Source organism: uncultured Enterococcus sp. (genome assembly GCF_913775425.1).
Classification (GTDB): domain Bacteria; phylum Bacillota; class Bacilli; order Lactobacillales; family Enterococcaceae; genus Enterococcus_G.
In genome coordinates this window covers 1-18,481 of sequence record NZ_CAJYIS010000048.1, presented here as the reverse complement: position 1 = coordinate 18,481, position 18,481 = coordinate 1, and the positions used below count along the sequence as shown (strand labels likewise).

The 18,481-nt window shown below is 39.1% G+C and carries 15 protein-coding genes and 1 pseudogene; 11 read left to right on the top strand and 5 right to left on the bottom strand.

Annotated elements, in window-relative coordinates; translation table 11 throughout:
• From QZ413_RS05210 to QZ413_RS05200, 3 genes and pseudogenes are all read left to right on the top strand, one after another.
• Positions 1-344, top strand: a 344-nt coding sequence (locus tag QZ413_RS05210) for an RNA-guided endonuclease TnpB family protein (protein ID WP_297077216.1), incomplete at its 5' end; no start/stop codon positions are given.
• A gap of 65 nt (positions 345-409) precedes the next feature.
• A pseudogene (locus tag QZ413_RS05205) lies at positions 410-832 on the top strand (family 1 glycosylhydrolase); the annotation flags it as partial.
• On the top strand, positions 829-1,686 hold the full coding sequence (locus QZ413_RS05200; RefSeq protein WP_297077214.1) for an ROK family protein: 858 nt from the start codon (positions 829-831) through the stop codon (positions 1,684-1,686). The pseudogene QZ413_RS05205 and the gene QZ413_RS05200, both read left to right, overlap by 4 nt.
• 142 nt (positions 1,687-1,828) lie before the next feature.
• Here the strand turns inward: QZ413_RS05200 and QZ413_RS05195 are convergent, their stop codons facing one another.
• Positions 1,829-3,982: a GH92 family glycosyl hydrolase gene (locus tag QZ413_RS05195; RefSeq protein ID WP_297077212.1), complete on the bottom strand. Its 2,154-nt coding sequence runs from the start codon at positions 3,980-3,982 to the stop codon at positions 1,829-1,831.
• A complete protein-coding gene (locus tag QZ413_RS05190; protein WP_297077211.1) occupies positions 3,975-5,003 on the bottom strand; it encodes a substrate-binding domain-containing protein in 1,029 nt (342 codons plus the stop codon). Before QZ413_RS05190 ends, QZ413_RS05195 begins: the two co-directional genes overlap by 8 nt.
• Before the next feature lie 152 nt (positions 5,004-5,155).
• Here QZ413_RS05190 and QZ413_RS05185 point away from each other — a divergent pair, with 152 nt between their 5' ends.
• The 3 genes from QZ413_RS05185 to QZ413_RS05175 are packed head-to-tail and all read left to right on the top strand — an operon-like array spanning position 5,156 to position 10,068.
• Positions 5,156-6,445, top strand: a complete 1,290-nt coding sequence (locus QZ413_RS05185; RefSeq protein ID WP_297077209.1) for a glycoside hydrolase family 125 protein — start codon at positions 5,156-5,158, stop codon at positions 6,443-6,445.
• Positions 6,446-6,457: 12 nt separating this feature from the next.
• The gene (locus QZ413_RS05180) at positions 6,458-9,142 is read left to right on the top strand and encodes an alpha-mannosidase (protein WP_297077207.1); all 2,685 of its coding nucleotides are present in this window, start codon (positions 6,458-6,460) and stop codon (positions 9,140-9,142) included.
• The gene (locus QZ413_RS05175) at positions 9,127-10,068 is read left to right on the top strand and encodes a family 20 glycosylhydrolase (protein WP_297077205.1); all 942 of its coding nucleotides are present in this window, start codon (positions 9,127-9,129) and stop codon (positions 10,066-10,068) included. Before QZ413_RS05180 ends, QZ413_RS05175 begins: the two co-directional genes overlap by 16 nt.
• 56 nt (positions 10,069-10,124) lie before the next feature.
• On the opposite strand, the gene QZ413_RS05170 is transcribed toward QZ413_RS05175, so the two are convergent.
• Both QZ413_RS05170 and QZ413_RS05165 read right to left on the bottom strand, forming a co-directional pair.
• On the bottom strand, positions 10,125-11,216 hold the full coding sequence (locus QZ413_RS05170) for a PTS transporter subunit IIC (protein ID WP_297077202.1): 1,092 nt from the start codon (positions 11,214-11,216) through the stop codon (positions 10,125-10,127).
• A gap of 189 nt (positions 11,217-11,405) precedes the next feature.
• A complete protein-coding gene (locus tag QZ413_RS05165; RefSeq protein WP_297077200.1) occupies positions 11,406-12,215 on the bottom strand; it encodes an aldo/keto reductase in 810 nt (269 codons plus the stop codon).
• 241 nt (positions 12,216-12,456) lie between these two features.
• Between QZ413_RS05165 and anmK the strand changes: the two genes are divergently transcribed.
• From anmK to QZ413_RS05145, 4 genes are read left to right on the top strand one after another with little or no spacing between them, the layout of a single operon-like run.
• Positions 12,457-13,602, top strand: a complete 1,146-nt coding sequence (gene anmK, locus QZ413_RS05160) for an anhydro-N-acetylmuramic acid kinase AnmK (protein ID WP_297077199.1) — start codon at positions 12,457-12,459, stop codon at positions 13,600-13,602.
• A gap of 17 nt (positions 13,603-13,619) precedes the next feature.
• Complete coding sequence (locus tag QZ413_RS05155; RefSeq protein WP_297077197.1) at positions 13,620-14,921, top strand: PTS sugar transporter subunit IIC; 1,302 nt, start codon at positions 13,620-13,622, stop codon at positions 14,919-14,921.
• Between the two features lie 58 nt (positions 14,922-14,979).
• Positions 14,980-15,879, top strand: a complete 900-nt coding sequence (locus QZ413_RS05150) for an N-acetylglucosamine kinase (protein ID WP_297077196.1) — start codon at positions 14,980-14,982, stop codon at positions 15,877-15,879.
• Positions 15,876-16,964: a DUF871 domain-containing protein gene (locus QZ413_RS05145; protein ID WP_297077194.1), complete on the top strand. Its 1,089-nt coding sequence runs from the start codon at positions 15,876-15,878 to the stop codon at positions 16,962-16,964. Before QZ413_RS05150 ends, QZ413_RS05145 begins: the two co-directional genes overlap by 4 nt.
• Before the next feature lie 39 nt (positions 16,965-17,003).
• Here QZ413_RS05145 and QZ413_RS05140 read toward each other — a convergent pair whose 3' ends face one another.
• Entirely contained in the window at positions 17,004-17,855 is an 852-nt protein-coding gene (locus QZ413_RS05140; RefSeq protein WP_297077192.1) for a MurR/RpiR family transcriptional regulator, read from the bottom strand.
• Positions 17,856-18,403: 548 nt separating this feature from the next.
• Here QZ413_RS05140 and QZ413_RS05135 point away from each other — a divergent pair.
• Positions 18,404-18,481, top strand: a 78-nt coding sequence (locus QZ413_RS05135; protein ID WP_297077218.1) for a cold-shock protein, incomplete at its 3' end; no start/stop codon positions are given.

The window sequence follows — 18,481 nt, the reverse complement described above, 5'->3', positions numbered from 1 at the left end:
AACTCTCTTCACGACTTACTGATGAGAACCAAATCATTTGTATTGAAGATTTGAATGTAAAAGGATTGGTGAAAAATCATAAATTAGCGAAGTCGATTTCAGATGTATCTTGGAGTGAGTTCGTTCGACAGTTGGACTATAAATGCCAGTGGAAAGGTCGTACTTTAGTTAAAGTAAGCCGTTTCTTCCCGAGTTCACAAATTTGTTCTTCTTGCGGTCATAAGGACGGTAAAAAAGAACTCGCTATTCGTGAATGGGTCTGTTCAAACTGTGGAACACTACATGATCGAGATATTAATGCAAGCATAAATATTAAAACCGAAGGGCTTTCGGGGATCGCTTAGTCAATTTGCGTCCGTTAGGATGTATTACCTAAGAACCCCACGACTTTAGTCGTGTGGAGTGTCAGGATTGGCCTGAAAAAGTCATCAATCCTTATCGTGGTTGGGAAATTTATCCTGAAGCCATTTATGACATTGCTTTGATGATGAAAAATGAATACGGAAATATTCCATGGTTTGTCAGTGAAAACGGGATGGGAGTCGCAGATGAAGAACGGTTTGAAGAACAGGGACAAATCGAAGATGATTATCGAATCGAGTTTATGGCACAACATCTCAAGTATTTACACAAAGGGATCGAGGCTGGGAGCAATTGCTTTGGTTATCATGCATGGACGTTTATCGATTGTTGGTCGTGGTTGAATGCCTATAAAAATCGTTATGGCTTTTATCGAGTCGATCTTGCGACACAAAAACGCTACTTGAAAAAAAGTGGTCGTTGGTTTAAACAAGTCAGTCAACAAAATGGATTTGAGGAGGATCAGGTATGACATTAGTAGTATTTGATATCGGAGGCACTTCAGTTAAGTGTGCTGTATTTCATGAGGGCGTATTGTCTCATCACGAGTCGTTTAAAACACCAGATAATTATGAAACGTTCACTGAAAAGCTAGCAGCCTATGTCAAGCGTTTCCCTAAATGTAGTGGTGTCGCAATCAGCGCACCTGGAGCAGTCAATCAAAAGACTCGTCAAATCGAAGGATTAAGCGCCGTACCCTACATCCATTTTCGCCCAATCTTTGAAGAGTTAGAATCACTATTTAACGTACCTGTAGCGATTGAAAATGATGCAAACTGTGCTGGGATCTGTGAGATGGAAATCGGTGCAGGAAAAGAGAGTGAACATGGGTTATTTGTCGTTATTGGTACGGGTGTAGGTGGTGCGTTATTCATTAATCGCAAATTATACAAAGGTGCTCACTTATTTGCTGGTGAATTTGGCTTGATGTTACCAAACAAAGACGAAACGCTAAGTAAAGTAGGGACAGTCGTGAATCGTGCGAAAGTGTATAGCCATAAAACTGGTGAAACAATTGATGGTAAAGAATTGTTTTATCGGGCAAACAATGGCGATCAATTCGCCCGTGCATTGTTAGATCAACTTTATGAAGATATCAGTTGTGCCTTATATAACTTGCAAGTTGCAATCGACCCACAGATGATCATGATCGGCGGTGGGATCTCGGCTCAAGAAGAAGTTATCGATGAAATCAGAATTCGCTTATACAATCGCTTGAAAAAACAGACGATCGAAGCGATCATGCCAGAAGTCGTTGCGTGTCAGTATCAAAATGAAGCCAATTTATTGGGTGCAGCTCTACATTTCCAACAACAAGGCGTGTGAGACAAAGTTGTTACACTCTTTAAAAAATGAATAAACGGTATACCAGAAGTAGTTAGTTGAAAAATAAGCCGAATCATTACCGCAATAGGAAATCCTATTATCGGAATGATTCGGCTTATTTTTTTAGAACGGTTAACTGTTATTATTTTGATAAGGAGAAAGGCAATTGTTGTGTCGTATAGTTTCTTGGATGAGGGACGATTCCAAGTTTGTAATCGATTGTCCCGCCTTGCATCAATTGTTCATAGGTAAAGAACGTTGCTTGATGCACTTGTCCATTTAACGTGATTTGATCGATAAAGACCTGTTGGACTTCGTTTGGTGTTGCAGTCAAGGTCAGTGTTTCACCATTTGAAAGATGAAGACGTGCTTTTTTGACTAAAGGCATTCCGATAATAAATTCGTTACTCCCAGGGGTGACTGGATAAAATCCTAGAGAACTAAATAAATACCACCCAGACATACTTCCATTATCTTCATCACCTGGATATCCGTTGATTGTAGAGTTGAAGCATTGTGTCATCAAATGTTTGATCATTGGCTGAGCCATTTCTGGTTTACCAGCAAAAGCAAACAAATAAGGTAAATGGAAACTTGGTTGGTTGGAGATCGCGACTTGTCCAAACTCGATTGCAGCCATTTCGGTCATTTCATGAATCTCAAAGTTATAACCAGCGACATCAAATCGCGGTGCTTGATTGCACAAGGCAACTAATTTCTCACTAAAGGCATCGGCGCCACCATACAGATCGATCAATCCTTGGAAATCTTGGTAAACGGCAAAACTACTTTGCCATGCACTACCTTCAGCATAATCTTTTCCCCAGCGGATCGATGAAAAGTCTGCTCTAAATTGTCCTTCACGATCTTTAGAACGCATAAAACCTGTCTTTTGGTCAAAGAGATGACGATAGTTCTTTGCTTGGTTTTGATAGCGTGCTGTTGCTTCTTCATCTTCTAAAATACGCGCGACTTGGCTGATACAAAAGTCACTGTAAGCATAATCTAACGTATGATTGACTGACTCGTGATAGTCGTTTGGAACATAGCCAAATTGCAAATAATCTAAGGTTCCTCTACGCCCGTAATTTTCACACTCACTTTGGACAGAAGCACCTTTTTTCATTCCTTCAAATAACTCGGGTAAAAGATCTGGACGAATCTCTTTCATCGCAGCATCGGCAATGACTGCATCGATCAATGTACCAGGCATCATCCCGCGTTCATCTGGTGATAACCATTTTGGTAAAAAGCCAGTTTCACGATAACTATTCAAAAAGCCTTCAAGCATCTCTTCATAAACCTCACGCGCAACCAAAGAAAAGAATGGAAAAACAGTTTTGTAAGTATCCCAAAATCCATTATTCGTATATAAGACTCCTGGTTTGATCTCTTGATTAAACGTATCGTAATGGATCGTTTGATCGTATTCATCGTATTCATAAAACGTTTGCGGGAATAAGAAGGTTCGATACAAGGTATGATAGAACGTTTTTGTATGTTCAAGATCAGTATGTTCAACTTCTAGACGATCAAAGTAGGTTTGCCATGCCTGTTTGCTAGTGCGCTTGATTTCGGATAATGTGGCTGGTTTTTCACGTTCGAGATTGATCACAGCTTGCTCTTGACTGATAAAAGAAGTCCCGAAGTGAATCGTTTGAGTATCGATATCAGCAAATTTGATCCATAAAAAGGTCTGTGCTTCGTTTTGCACCATAGATAACTCGGTAATAGCGTTTTCAAAATGAAGTGCGACATAAAATGTTAAGGTCTTATCTTCACAGTCACTGTAATTACTAAAGGATACGTTTATTTCATGATCATTTAATTGTTCATGAGTAAGGTAGCCGTCTAATGTGATCAAAAACCCTGGTTGATTATCCGCATCGTATTGGATATCAAGCATCCCACCATAGCGTGTTGGACAAAGTGTCGATGTAATATTATAGCGCAATTGCGTGATCGTTAACTGATAAGGCAAAAAGAGTGCTTCGTTTGGACGATAAGAACTTTGGGTATGGAACAAGGAAAGTTCGCTAAAGTTTTCACCGACTGGAGTAAATAAGACATGCGCAAAATCACCCATCCAAGGGCTAGGCTGATGAGTCAAGCGGTACCCTTGGAAGGTGTGGTCTTCAGGATGAAACCACCAACTTCCTTTTTGATCGGTAGTTTGGGGAGCGAAATAGTTCATCCCAAATGGGACACCAGTATAAGGTAAACAATTTCCGTGAGAAAAACTATACTGGTTGGCTGTGCCGTGTCGTGTGTCGATATGGTCGATAGTATTATTCATGTGTAAGCTCCTTTGTTGAGTGTCGTTTGATCAAGGTCACGTCGATTTTTTGTGAAACTGGCTTTTGACCAGTCAAGATCCATTCTAAAAGTAACATTCCAGCTGTTTGCCCGATGTGATCAAAATTTTGTGAGATCGTAGTGAGTGCTGGATCAATTAAAGCAGATGCTTGGATATTATCAAATCCAATGATCGAGATTTGAGTTGGAACATCAAAACCTGCTTGCTTTAACAAGCGCATGGCTTCGATTGCAATCAAATCATTCTCACAGACCCAAGCAGTAAGTTCTTTTTCGTTTTGAATATTTAAGAAGGTATCCAAGGTCGCGAGTTCATCCATCGCTAAAGCAAATTCTTGTTGTTTTAAGGCTTTACGGTAGCCTAAATAACGCTGTCTCGTCGATTGTGGTAAAGGGTGAGTATTAGTTAAAAAGCCGATCCGTCGATGTCCTTGTTCAAGAAGGAAGGATGTGGCTAATTTTCCACCAACTAAGTTATTGGCGATGACAGTTGGAAATTCTAGATCATGGATCTCTTTGTCTAACAAAATGACTGGAAAATCTGTTAAAGCAAGTTCGATCAGTAACTCTAAATGATCCTGTTCTTTTGTAGCATAATAGATCATACCGGAAAATTCTGCTTGAATACTCGCAAGATCATGGTTTGTTAAATAGTTGAAATCGGTCATCAATACATCGAACTGTTCTTGTTGCATCACAGGTAGTAAACCTTCTGCAAAGTTCCCTAAAGAAAGATCATTGTAAAAGGGAAGTAAAAATAAAATGCGTTTGGCTTTTGCTGGATGCGACACATCGGCTTTTACAAAACTTCCACGTCCTCTAGTACGTTCGATCAAACCTAAATTTTCTAGTTCAGTCAATGCTCTTTTTGATGTGATCCGACTGACTTGATATTGTTCAGAAAGTTGCATCTCTGTAGGTAACTTGCTTCCTGGCGTCAACTTTTTCGTGAGAATTGCTTTTTTTAAATCATTTAAAATCGTTTCATATAGTGCGGCCATAGCATCACCTCATTTAATTGATATATCATTTAACTATATTTTAGCAAAAAAAATCAAAAAGTAAAGTAAAAATCGATTGAAAGCGTAGACAAAGCAAAAAATATCCGCTATAATCGCCTTAAATGATATATCAATTTAGGAGGAACCCAATCATGGTTTATCAAGAAGTACCGCAATCAGTTGTTCAATTTATGGATAAAATTACCGATTTATGTGGTGAGGAGCATGCACATTGGGCTGAGAACTTTCAAGCTGCGTTTGCAAATACCTTACTGACGACAGTCAAACGTCACGAAGATGGGACAACATTTTTATTAACTGGGGATATTCCAGCAATGTGGTTACGTGATTCGACAGCACAAGTTCGTCCGTATCTAGTGATTGCCAAAGAAGATGACGAATTAGCAGGAATGATCAGTGGGTTAGTCATAAAACAATTTACGTACATTAATCTAGATCCTTATGCAAACGCTTTTAACGAAAGTGAGAACCACGCAGGACATCAAAGTGATCATACGAAAATGAATGGTTGGATTTGGGAGCGCAAATACGAGATCGATTCATTGTGTTATCCGGTTCAATTGGCTTATTTACTCTATAAAAATACTGGAAGAGTGGATCAGTTCAACGAAGAGTTTATCTCTGGAGTCAAAAAGATTTTGACAGTCTTTAAAACAGAACAGCACCACGAAACCTCGCCTTATCGTTTTGAACGAGAGACGACACGTAAAGAAGATACTTTGGTTAATGAAGGGAAAGGAACTCCAGTCGGGTACACAAAATTAACTTGGTCAGGATTTAGACCAAGTGATGACGCTTGTGAATACGGTTATTTAGTACCTTCTAATTTATTTGCAATCGTTGTGTTAGGGTACATCGAAGAGATCTTTACTACGATTTTATCTGATCAAGCAATCGTTGAAACTGCTGCTAGTTTAAGAGCAGAACTTGAAGAAGGGATCGCAACGCACGCATTGACGAAAAATCAAGCGGGTGAAACCGTATATGCTTATGAGGTCGATGGGTTAGGAAATGCTTCTTTAATGGACGATAGTAATGTACCTAATTTGATCGCTGCACCTTATTTAGGCTATAAAGATATGGAAGATCCGCTTTACTTACGCACACGAAAAACGTTATTAAGTAAGGAAAACCCTTATTACTATGAAGGAAAGTATGCAAAAGGGATTGGATCTTCACATACACCAGAACACTACGTTTGGCCGATCGCACTTGCGATGGAAGGCATGACGACGAATGATCGTATGGAAAAGAAACGTATTTTAGACCAACTTGTTGCAACCGATGCGGGAACACATTTGATGCATGAAGGATTCCATGTGGACGATCCAACACAATATACTAGAGAATGGTTTTCTTGGGCGAATATGATGTTTTGTGAGTTGGTAATGGATTACTTTGATATTCGAGTTGAAAAATAAGGAGCAGATCAAATGAAGAAAAAAGTATATATAGTATCCCATAGTCATTGGGATCGTGAATGGTATTTGCCTTATGAAGAACATCATATGCGCTTAATTGAATTGATGGATGATTTATTAGAATTATTTGACACAGATCCTGATTTTCATAGCTTTCATCTCGATGGTCAAACGATTATTTTAGATGACTATCTCCAAGTACGTCCGGAAAATGAAGCGAAAGTACGTGAAGCGATCGCTAAAGGGAAATTACAAATCGGACCTTTTTATATTCTACAAGATGACTTTTTAATTAGTTCTGAATCGAATGTGCGCAATATGTTGATCGGTCACGCCGAATGTGAGCGGTATGGCCAATCAGTTCCTTTAGGTTATTTTCCAGATACGTTTGGCAATATGGGACAAACACCGCAATTGATGCAACTGGCAAATCTAGAAACAGCAGCTTTTGGTCGAGGGGTAAAACCGATTGGCTTTGATAATGAGGTGTTAGCTGATGAGAGTTATACTTCTCAATTTTCAGAGATGCATTGGGAAGGTCCAGACGGTAGTAAAATTTTAGGGATTTTATTTGCCAATTGGTATAGCAATGGTAATGAGATCCCAGTTAATGAAGAAGACGCACGCTTGTTTTGGGATCAAAAACTAGCTGAAGTTGAACGCTTTGCTTCAACTGATCATTTATTAATGATGAATGGCGTCGATCACCAACCGGTTCAAAAGGATGTAACCAAAGCGATCGCATTGGCCAATGACTTATATCCAGAATATGAATTTGTACATGCTAGTTTCAAAGAGTATATTGAAGCTGTGACAAATGATCTACCTGAATCGTTGAGTACTGTAACGGGAGAATTGACTAGTCAAGAAACAGATGGTTGGTTTACGTTAGCAAATACTGCTTCAGCCAGGGTCTATCTGAAACAGTGGAATACGAAAGTCAGTCGATTGTTAGAAAACGTAGTCGAGCCACTTGCGACAATGGCCTATGAGCGCACAGGGAGTTATCCTCACGACCAGATCGACTATGCATGGAAACTTTTGATGCAAAATCACCCTCATGATAGCATTTGTGGTTGTTCAGTCGACGAAGTTCATCGGGAAATGGTCACACGCTTTGAAAAAGCTGAAGCGGTCGGTCAGTATCTAGTGAATGAAGCACTCGATACCTTAAAACTTGCGATCGATACAAGTATGTTTACAAAGCCAAGTCATCCATTCGTCGTTTGGAATACGAGCAATGCAATCAAACAAGAAGTTCTTAGTGTTGAAGTTGAGCTTGAACGAATTTTATTTAAAGAAGCATACCCATCGATTGGATATGATCAATTAGCGGAGCGTGTCGCAAAAGAATATCACGTCGTCGATCAAAATGGCAAAGAGATTCCAGCGATAATTAGTGAAGAAAAAATCAGATTTGGGTACGATCTACCTAAAGACCGTTTTCGTGTTCCTTATATGCAAAAATACGTGACAGTATCTTTTGCCTTAGAGTCACTAGCGGCATTTTCTTGGCAAACATTTGCATTAGTAGAAGGAAAAGCTCAGTTAAAGGAGCAGTCTTTTGTGCAATGTGAAGGTCGTGTATTAGAAAATGAGTATCTTAAAATCGTGATCCAAGAAAATGGTGCGCTGACAGTGACCGATAAGCAACTTGAGTATACATTAACTGATCAATTGATTTTTGAAGATGTGGGCGATATTGCCAATGAGTATATTTTTAGACAACCAGAAAATGATCAACCCTATCTTTCTACTGATTTTGAACATCAAATTGAAGTGCTAGAAGATACTCCGTTACAAGCAAAAATCAAATTGACGCATTTAATGGAATTGCCTATTTCTGCTGATGAACAACTTGAAATCGAACAGATCAAGATCGTCGATTTTCGAGAACGTAAAGCGCAGCGTAGCACCACAAAAACGCTCTATCCGATCGAAACGATCATTACCTTCCATGGTCAAAGCAAACAACTACAAGTAGAAACGAAAGTGGACAATACGATCAAAGATCATCGTTTACGCGTATTATTTGATACGAAGATCGTTGCCGATCAACATGAAGCAGATAGTATTTATGAAACAGTCGTCCGTCCAAATCAGGTAAGTCCGCAATGGGAAAATCCGACGAATCCACAACATCAACACGCATTTGTCAATTTGCATGATGAAAAAAGAGGTGTTACAGTAGTTAACTATGGCTTAAATGAATATGAGATCGTGGATTCTACGATCGCGTTGACTTTAGTTCGAGGTGTAGGTGAATTAGGCGATTGGGGCTATTTCGAAACACCAGAAGCACAATGTTTAGGGGTGCAGACATTTTGTTATGGGATGATGATGCATGGTGAGTTGCAAAGCCGTTATGAGACGTATACTTTTGCCCATACAGCACAAGTACCGTTACAGGTCGTCCAAACTAATGCATCAGGTGATTGGCAAGCTGCGGGTTCTTATTTGAGCATTGATCAACCTTTACTAGAAGTAACAGCAGTGAAAAGACGCAGAAACGATCAAGCGTTGATTGTACGAGGGTATAATTTGAGTGATCAAGCCGTTGCGTATACGATTGAAACACAAACGACTAAATTGGAGCAATCACTGAATGTACTAGAACAACCAATTGAGTGCAGTCCATTATTACAACCGTATCAAATCATTACCAAAACGGATCACAGCGTATGCAACGAGGAGTAGTCTTGGATTGTGCACGTAAATGGTATACACCCGACTTTATCTTTTCTTTGCTAGAACTAATGGGACAAACAAAGTGTACGCATTTACAACTTCATTTTTCAGATAATGAAGGGTATCGCATCGAAAGTGATGTATGTAAAAAATTAGTTTCTGCTAAACACTATACCAAACACGAGATTCAGCAGTTTCAAGAATTTGCACGCGCGCGAAAAATCACGATCATTCCAGAATTTGATAGTCCGGGCCATTTGCGACACTTTTTGACTGTCTACCCGCAATACCGGTTAAGTGAAGAGACTGCATCCATGATTCCGTTAGCACATGCAGCTGACGTGACGCATCCGGATTTTGTAGAACATGTCAAAGAGTTGTTAACTGAAATTATGGAATTATTTGATGCCAGTCCGATCGTTCATCTTGGTGGAGACGAAGTCGTCGATTGGACGAACTTGGCATCACTGCCATCTACAATACAAGAAAAAGTATCCAGCAAAAGACAAGTCGACTATTTGAATACGTTGGCTCGATTTGTAGAAAAACAGGGGAAGGTAGCTCGTATTTGGAACGATGGTTGTTACCGTGAGGATACCGACTGTTTATTAAAGCCATCGATCGAAATTGCTTATTGGACTCGTTGGCAAGCTGAGATGGCGCCGGTCGAAACATTTTTAGATAAAGGGCACCGGGTGTTCAATTATAACGATAATGCATTGTACTTCGTATTAGGTGAGGCTGCTGGATATAACTATCCAACGATTGAACGGCTACAAGCATTTACACCGCAAACCTTTGCTCAAAATCAAAAGCTGACCACGCCACCTGCTGGAATTTATTTTTCGATCTGGGGCGATCGGCCAGAAGCCTTGACACAAGAACAAGTTTTACAACAGATTACACCGTTGCTTTATGAATTAGCTAAAAAATAAAACGACTGTTTGAAAAGTTTGGATACTTTTCGAACAGTCGTTTTTTACTTTTAAGATTATTGGACTTCGATTTTTAGATAACCACGTTTTGCTGAACCCATACGTACCATTACAAAATACAGACCATACGTGATGATCGCAGGAAGGAGAATACCTACTATTAAATAGATCACAAATGAACGAGGATCTGTTGCCCATAGATTTAATGGAGCAATCAATGAATTTAACCCTAAACCTGCTAGTTCAAAACTAGTTTGGAATTGAAAGCCTACAGTAGCGATCGGTGCACAGATGATCGCTGCGACGAATGGTGGAATCACCATTTGAGGATGTAGGGTCAAGTTAGCAAATTGAACTTTTGGTGTGATCAACCCTTGTGCGATGTTTGCACCGATTTTGTTTTCTTGGAAACTCATCACCGTAAAGCCGACAAATTGACACGTACATCCAATCAAAGCAGCTGCAGAAGATACCGGATCAAGTTGTAACGCGATAGCTAGTGCGGCAGAAGAAGCAGGAGTCATCAACAGAATACTCCAAGCTAAAGCTACAGCCATTGACCCAAATACAGGTGAGTAATTAACGGTACTGGCAATCATTTGGCTTAATCCTAATAAAAGCGGAGTCGTGATGTAAGCCAGTAACACACCGCTGACACCACCGACAAGCAAACTACCAAATGGGACTAAAATCATATCCAACGGTGTTTTTCCAGTTAACCATTTTCCGACAAGCGCTGCAATCAATCCAGCTAATACCGCGCTGATTGGCTGACCCGTCGTAAAGATTCCACCACCAGCAGCTTGAGCCACCGCATGACCTGTGATCGTGGTACTTTCAATGGTTCCTTGTGTGAAAAAGACAGAGTTCGCGCCGACTGTTGATGCAATCATCGAGCTAAAGACAACTAGTGTATTGGTACCTAATTGATAAGCGATTCCAGCACCAAATGCAGGAGCTAATAATAATTTTGCTAGTGTACCAATCTGTGTAATCTCAGTAATCCCGGTGAATTTTCCAATCGTTTCAAATAATAACCCAATTCCTAAGGTTACTAACACCGCATTTGAGATTCCTGCTGAGACTTTGTAAACATGATCCTTGACGATTTCTTTTTTCGTCATCTTTTTGGTTGCACTAGCTTCCATATTAAATCCTCCTAACATTCTGTAGATTCTAAATTTTCTGACAATTTGATTTGAATTGATTTTATCGTAAAAAAATGAAAGTTTCAACCATTTTTTCCAAAAAAAATTAAATTTTTTTTAAGTTGACAAAAGATAAAAATAAATACAATAAAAAACTCCTATTGCATCAAGCAAAAGGAGATACTGTCTTTATAGCGTGGTAATGATTTTTCGATCATGATCACTTAGTTCAAAATCAAATAACTCAAGATTTTGTTTTTGGCGACCATGGTGATGTGATTTTGGAATCACGACGACGTGCTGATCTAGCTGATAGCGTAAGATCACTTGAGCCCATGTTTTACCATAATAATCGCCGATAGTAGATAAAGCATGTTTTGCTTCATCGCTAACACGTGTCAATGGTCCCCAAGCTTCTGGGATCACATCGTGTTCGTGACAAAAATCGATCCATGATTGGTTCCATTTTCCAGGATGTGATTCGATTTGGTTCACAGCAGGTTTGATACGACTGTTTTCAATCAAATCTGTTAGTTGCTCTGGTGAAAAGTTGGATACACCGATCGCTTTTAAAGTCCCTTGATCGACATACGATTCAAGCACTTGCCACATCATTTGGATCTGCTTGCTATCTTCCCAAGGGTGATGGATCAAATACAGGTCGATATAGTCAGTGTCCAAGGCTGCAAGGCTTTGTTTGACACCTTGATGTACAGCTTGTTCGTCTTGATAGTATTGTGCTTCACCCGGAATTTTAGAGGTAATAAAAAAATCTTCTCGAGGTAAACCAGATTCTTTGAATGCTTGGCCAACAACTGTTTCATTACGATACATGATCGCAGTATCAAAATGGCGGTACCCGAGGTTGATCGCGTCTAAAATTTCACTAGTATCATCATTGATATCGCCCATATATTGATGATCGACTTTACCAAAAGTGTTCGTCCCACTTCCGATAACCGGAATAAGAATACCTGTGTTTAATGTAAAATAGTCCATTTGATTCCCTCCTTTGATTAGTTCTAGTGTAGCAAAAAAAGACAAAACAAAGGAGAAATTTGTTTCTTATGAAATGCTATTTCTTTTATTTAAAAAATAATATGAAATATCGTTGTAAAAAAGAGAGGCATATGCTATACTAAACTCAACAATAAATGAGGGCCAAACGAACAAAATAAGCTCCTTTTGTTGTTTGCATCATTTTAAAAAATGATAACGTTATCTTAAAGGAGGGAAGACAATGTTAGCAATCGGCTTGATGTCTGGTACGAGCCTAGATGGTATAGATGCCGTTTTAGTGGAACTTGAAGAAGATCCGTTTCGAGTCAAAGAACTCGCATTTTGTACACAAACATTTTCTAAAGAGACTAAAAGTCGTATCAAGCAAGCTTGCGATCCAAAAGCCTCAACGACGCCTTTGATTAGTTCACTTAATATGGAATTAGGTGATTTAAGTTTAAAAGCTTGTCAAAGTGTGTTGAAACTAGCAAATCGTTCCGAACGAGATCTAGATTTTGTTGCAAGTCATGGACAAACGATCTGGCATGATCCGATGGCTAAGACTGGAGCATATAGTAGCACGTTTCAAATTGGAGAATCTGCGATGATTGCGTACGGTTTAAAGACACAAGTTATCGATAATTTTCGAGTGATGGATCTCGCAGCAGGAGGAGAAGGAGCTCCTTTGGTTCCATATGCAGAGTATTTACTTTATCGTTCTGAAAACTATACACGATTGCTGCAAAATATTGGTGGTATCGGCAATGTCACGGTATTGCCTAAACATCAAACAGTAGAAGACGTGATCGCCTTTGATACTGGGCCTGGAAATATGGTAGTCGATGCATTAATGGAACATTTTTATCAAGTTCCCTATGATGTCGATGGGAATGTTGCGCGAAGTGGTAAAGCGATCCCAGAATTATCCCAACGGTTACAACAACACCCGTACTTAGCGATGCAGCCGCCTAAATCAACGGGCAGAGAGCAATTTGGCGCAGAATTTGTTAAAACTTTACTCGCTACTTATGGTGAGTATCCACCAGAAGATTTGATCTATACATTAACTGATTTTACAGCTTATAGTATTGCGCTTCATTACCAACGATTTGTTTTTCCAAAGTACCCTAAAGAAGAAATTGAAATTATTTTAGCTGGTGGTGGAACGCATAATACGTTCTTGCGCGAACGACTTCAACATTATCTCATCGATTGTTCGATCAAAACACAAGAGGAACTTGGGTATTCCAGTGACTCAAAAGAAGCTGTAGCATTTGCTTTATTAGGTTATGCGACCTTAACGGGACAACCAAGTAATTTTTGTTCAGTGACAGGTGCCAAAAGACCAGTGATTTTAGGAAAAATTACACCTTGCCCTTATAACTAGAAAGAGAGGATACTATTATGTTAGACAAGTTTACTGCTTTTGTAGAACAACACTTGGCTGGACCGATGGAAAAACTAGCCAATCAACGTCATCTACGCGCTTTACGTGATGGAATCATTGCGACGTTACCGTTGATCATCGTATCATCATTCTTTATGATCATTGCTTTTCCACCGTTACCGCAAAGTTGGGGAATCACGCAATTTCTGTCCAATAATGCAGCGACGATCTTATTGCCTTATCGAATGACGATGTACGTGATGAGTTTGTATGCCGCGTTTGGGATTGGACATAGTTTAGCAAAATCGTATAAGCTAGATGGATTATCTGGTGGGATTTTAGCGACAACGGCCTTTTTACTAACCTTTACTCCAGTCAATATTCCAGCTGAAGCACAAGATGCAGCCGGTGTTACAGGATTTGTATTGCCAATGGCTAACTTAGGTGGTGGCGGAATGTTCGTGGCGATCATCACTTCGATTATCGCAGTGGAGATTTATCGTTTTACAGACAAATCAAAATTCAAGATCACCATGCCTGACCAAGTACCACCTGCTGTGGCACGTTCATTTGAAGCTCTAACTCCAACGTTGATCATTATCTTGGGTATGGGGACAATCACATACTTCTTAGGATTTGATTGGCATACATTAGTGTCAACAATCGTGAGTCCATTAGTAAAAGCTGCCGATTCATTACCAAGTGTGATCTTTATTGTATTCTTGACGACTTTCTTCTGGTCATTCGGGATCCATGGTGCCTCTATCGTAGGTTCACTAGCTCGACCATTATGGTTGCAACTACTTGAAGGAAATACCACTGCTGTAGCCAATGGAACAGCTTTACCACATATTGCAGCAGAGCCGTTTTACCAATGGTTCATCTGGATCGGTGGTGCAGGTTCTACGATTGGATTAGCTATCTTACTTGCTTTTAGAACGAAATCAAAATATGGCTCGACTTTAGGAAAAACAGCATTGATCCCAGCGATTTTCAATATCAATGAACCATTGATTTTTGGAACACCGATCGTGTTAAACCCAATCTTGATCCCGCCATTTATTATTGCACCGATCGTAAATGGAATCATCGCTTGGACGGTGACGTCATTAGGATTAGTAAATGAAGTCAGTGTCAATGCACCGTGGACGCTACCTGGACCAATTGGCGCGTTTTTAGCTACTGGTGGTGACTGGCGTGCGATCGTCTTAAACGTCTTATTGATCATTTTATCGATCATCATCTACTATCCGTTTGTAGCGATCTACGATAAAAATGAATTGGATAAAGAAAAAGAAATGGCGACAACGCAAGCTTAATATGAAAACCAAAAAGCCAAGAAAGTTTCTTTCTTGGCTTTTAGAAATAGGTGATCTAATGAATTATGTTATTGGAATCGATAGCGGAGGGACAGCGACTAAAGTCAGAGTCTACAGAAAAGATCGAACATGTTGTTTAGAATTTCAAGTTGGACCTGGCAATTGCTTGCTTTTTAAAGAACAAACAGTCAATGAACTCATCCAAGCGCTTGAGCAAGTCAAACAGCAACTTGGTGATGCGTGTGATGGTATCGTGATTGGTTTAGCTGGACTCAGTGCAGCAGGAAATCAAAGCGAACTTGCTGCACAGCTAAAAGAGAAGATGCCCTATTCTGCAACAACGCCGATCGAATTGTATAACGATGCGCAATTAGCTTATATTGCAAAAATCGGTCGAACTTCAGGTCTATTAGTGATTGCAGGAACGGGTTCAGTTGCAGTTGGGTACAAGCAACAATGGAGTAAAGTCGGTGGTTGGGGACCGATCTTAGGTGACAAGGGAAGTGGTTACGATTTAGCGGTAGGTCTTTACCGTGAATTGACAAATACGATCGATACAAATCAGCCCTTAAATAAGTGGCAACAAGCATTTTTAGACTGGTTGAATGTATCGTGTGCTGAAGATGCCATCCGCATGTTCTATCAAAGCGAACGTAAAGAGATTGCGAAAGCGGCGCGATTCATCGGAGAACATCAAGAGCAATTTTCGTATTGTCGGTCAGTATTGATTCAAGCGGGCAAAGAGCTTAGTCACTTGATCAATCGATGGGGAGCACAGAATTGGCAATTACAACAGCCACTGCCCTGTGCGTTTAACGGAAGTGTGATCGAAAAAAATCCACTGGTCCAAGAAACGATCATGAAATACAGTCATTACGTACTACAGACAACTAAAGATTATCCAAGTACATTCGCAGCTTGGCGCTTATTTTATAACGAGAAGGAGCAAACACAATGAAACGAGAAATTGGAATTTCGATCTATCCAGATCATAGCGATCCTAAAAAAGATCAAGAATATCTAACACTAGCCGCATCATTAGGATATAAACGCTTGTTCATGAGTATGTTAGAAGTCACTGAAGGAAAAGAAAAAGTCCAACAAAAATTTTCTGAGATTATTTATTTCGCCAAGCAATTAGGGTTTGAGACGATCCTAGATGTTTCACCACGTATTTTCAATGAACTAAATATTTCTTATGATGATCTAACTTTTTTCCATGAATTAGGTGCAGACGGGATTCGCCTGGATCAAGGATTTGATGGCAATAAAGAATCGTTGATCAGTTATAATCCTTATCAACTTGCAATCGAGTTGAATATGAGTAACGATGTGGCCTATCTTGAAAACATTGTTTCTTACCAGCCGAATCTTCCATTTTTATATGGCTGTCATAATTTTTATCCACAAGAAGGAACCGCATTGGAATTTGATTTCTTTATGAAATGTAGTGAACGCTTTAAGAAATTTGGATTAAAAACAGCTGCATTTGTGACTAGTCAAACGGCAACAATGGGACCATGGGAGGTATCAGATGGCCTACCGACACTAGAGTTATGCCGTCATTTGCCGATGGAATTACAAGCTCGCATTTTATTTGCGACCAATGTTATCGATACCGTGATCATTGGAAATGCTTATGCAAGCGAAGAAGAACTACGTGCGATGGCGGCTATCGATCGTTATAAACTTACGATCGGTGTCGTGGCTACACATAATTGGAATGAATTAGAAACAAAAATAGTAGAAGATGTGAATCATTATCGTAGAGGGGATAGCAATGCTTTGGTCGTTCGTTCGACGCAAGTACGTGTGATGTATAAACAAGAAGACAATCCACCACAAGATAATACCCATCTATTTGAACGTGGTGCGATCTTGATTGGCAATGATACGTTTGGTCAATACAAGAATGAATTGCAAATCGCGTTGACTCCTCATGAAGATACCCGTAAAAATCAAGTAGCCTATATTCCAAAAGAAGAGCAAATATTGCTTGATTTTATGAAACCATGGACGAAATTTTGCTTGATGCCAAAATAAAAAAAGAGAGTGTGACAAACTTCTGTCACACTCTCTTTTTTAATGCGATTGGTTAAAGTCAGTAATCAATTGACGACTCGTAGCAATCGCTTCTTGATAATGAGTATATTGACTGATAAATAAATAAAACAATGTATCGATAACTAAAAATTGGGATAAAAGGGAAGTCGTAGCTGCACTTCGATTGATCGACTCAGTTGGGCGTGCAGTTTGCAAGCTTACTGTTGCAAAATCAGCAAGTGGATTTGGGCCAAATTGAGTTAACGTAATCATTGGAATACGAGCTTTTTGTGCCGCTTGCGCTAGATAAAGCAATTCAGGGGTTTTACCGGAATTGGAAACCAAAATCAAAACAGCTTTTTGCTTACAATTGATCAATTGTGGCAAAAGGATGTGAAGATCGTGTTCTTGTCGCACGACTTTCCCGATTCGTGACCATTTGTGGACGATATCTTGTGCACTAAGCGCTGAGGCCCCCACACCAAAAGAAAAAATGACTTGCGCATGTTCGAGTAAAGTAATGGCTTTAGAAAATGCCGATTCATCTAATAAACTAGTGGTTTCACTTAAACTTACTTGGGCGTTGGCACTGATTTTTTCTTTGATAGAATAAAAAGAATCAGTCGGATCGACATCATTATAATTATTGGTTTGTAATTTATTGGTTTGCAATTCAGTCGATAGTTGGATTTTAAAGTCAGTTAGGCTATCGTAACCGATTTTTTTTGAAAAACGCACCACAGTTGGCGCACTCACACCAGAAGCATCGGCAATTTCTTTAGCTGTCATTTTGACAACTTGATCAGGATGTGATAAAACAAAGTCATAAATTTTCTCTTCTGAAGTTGAAAGAGTCTTTTGGAAACTCTCCATTCTAAGAAATACGCTCATAAGTATTCTCCATTCTAAACATTATTCTTATTATAACATAGCGTAAAATCTAAAGATAATCTGATAAATAAATTTAACTGGTTATTTAAACGAAGTTAAATAACGTGTGATTGATTATTAAAACACAAAATATGTCTAAAAATTTCGTAACTAGAAAGAAAAATGAAAGTTTAAATATGCTAAAAGCTTGATAGCAGTAGGTTGTGAATTTATATAAAAAATACTCAAAAATTATAGAACTTTTTTCACAAATATAGAACTTTTTTGAGTTGATTACATGTAATTACATGAAAAATAACAGATGTTTTCATTTTTTTTCATAACTTAAAAAAACGAGAAAGATTGATGAAAAGATAATGGAACCGATTAACTTAATTGTTATAGAAAAGAAAAGGTTGCACTATAGTAGAAAGTGTGATACATTGAATAAGTAATACTTCGATATGTGAAAATTTGTTTATCGTATTTAATGATATGCACTTCGATTTACACGTCTGTCGTCATTACAAATTTAATACACATAGGTGTAATTTTTGGAGGAAATATTCATGAATAACGGTACAGTAAAATGGTTTAACGCAGACAAAGGTTTCGGTTTCATCACTGCTGAAGATGGCAACGATGTA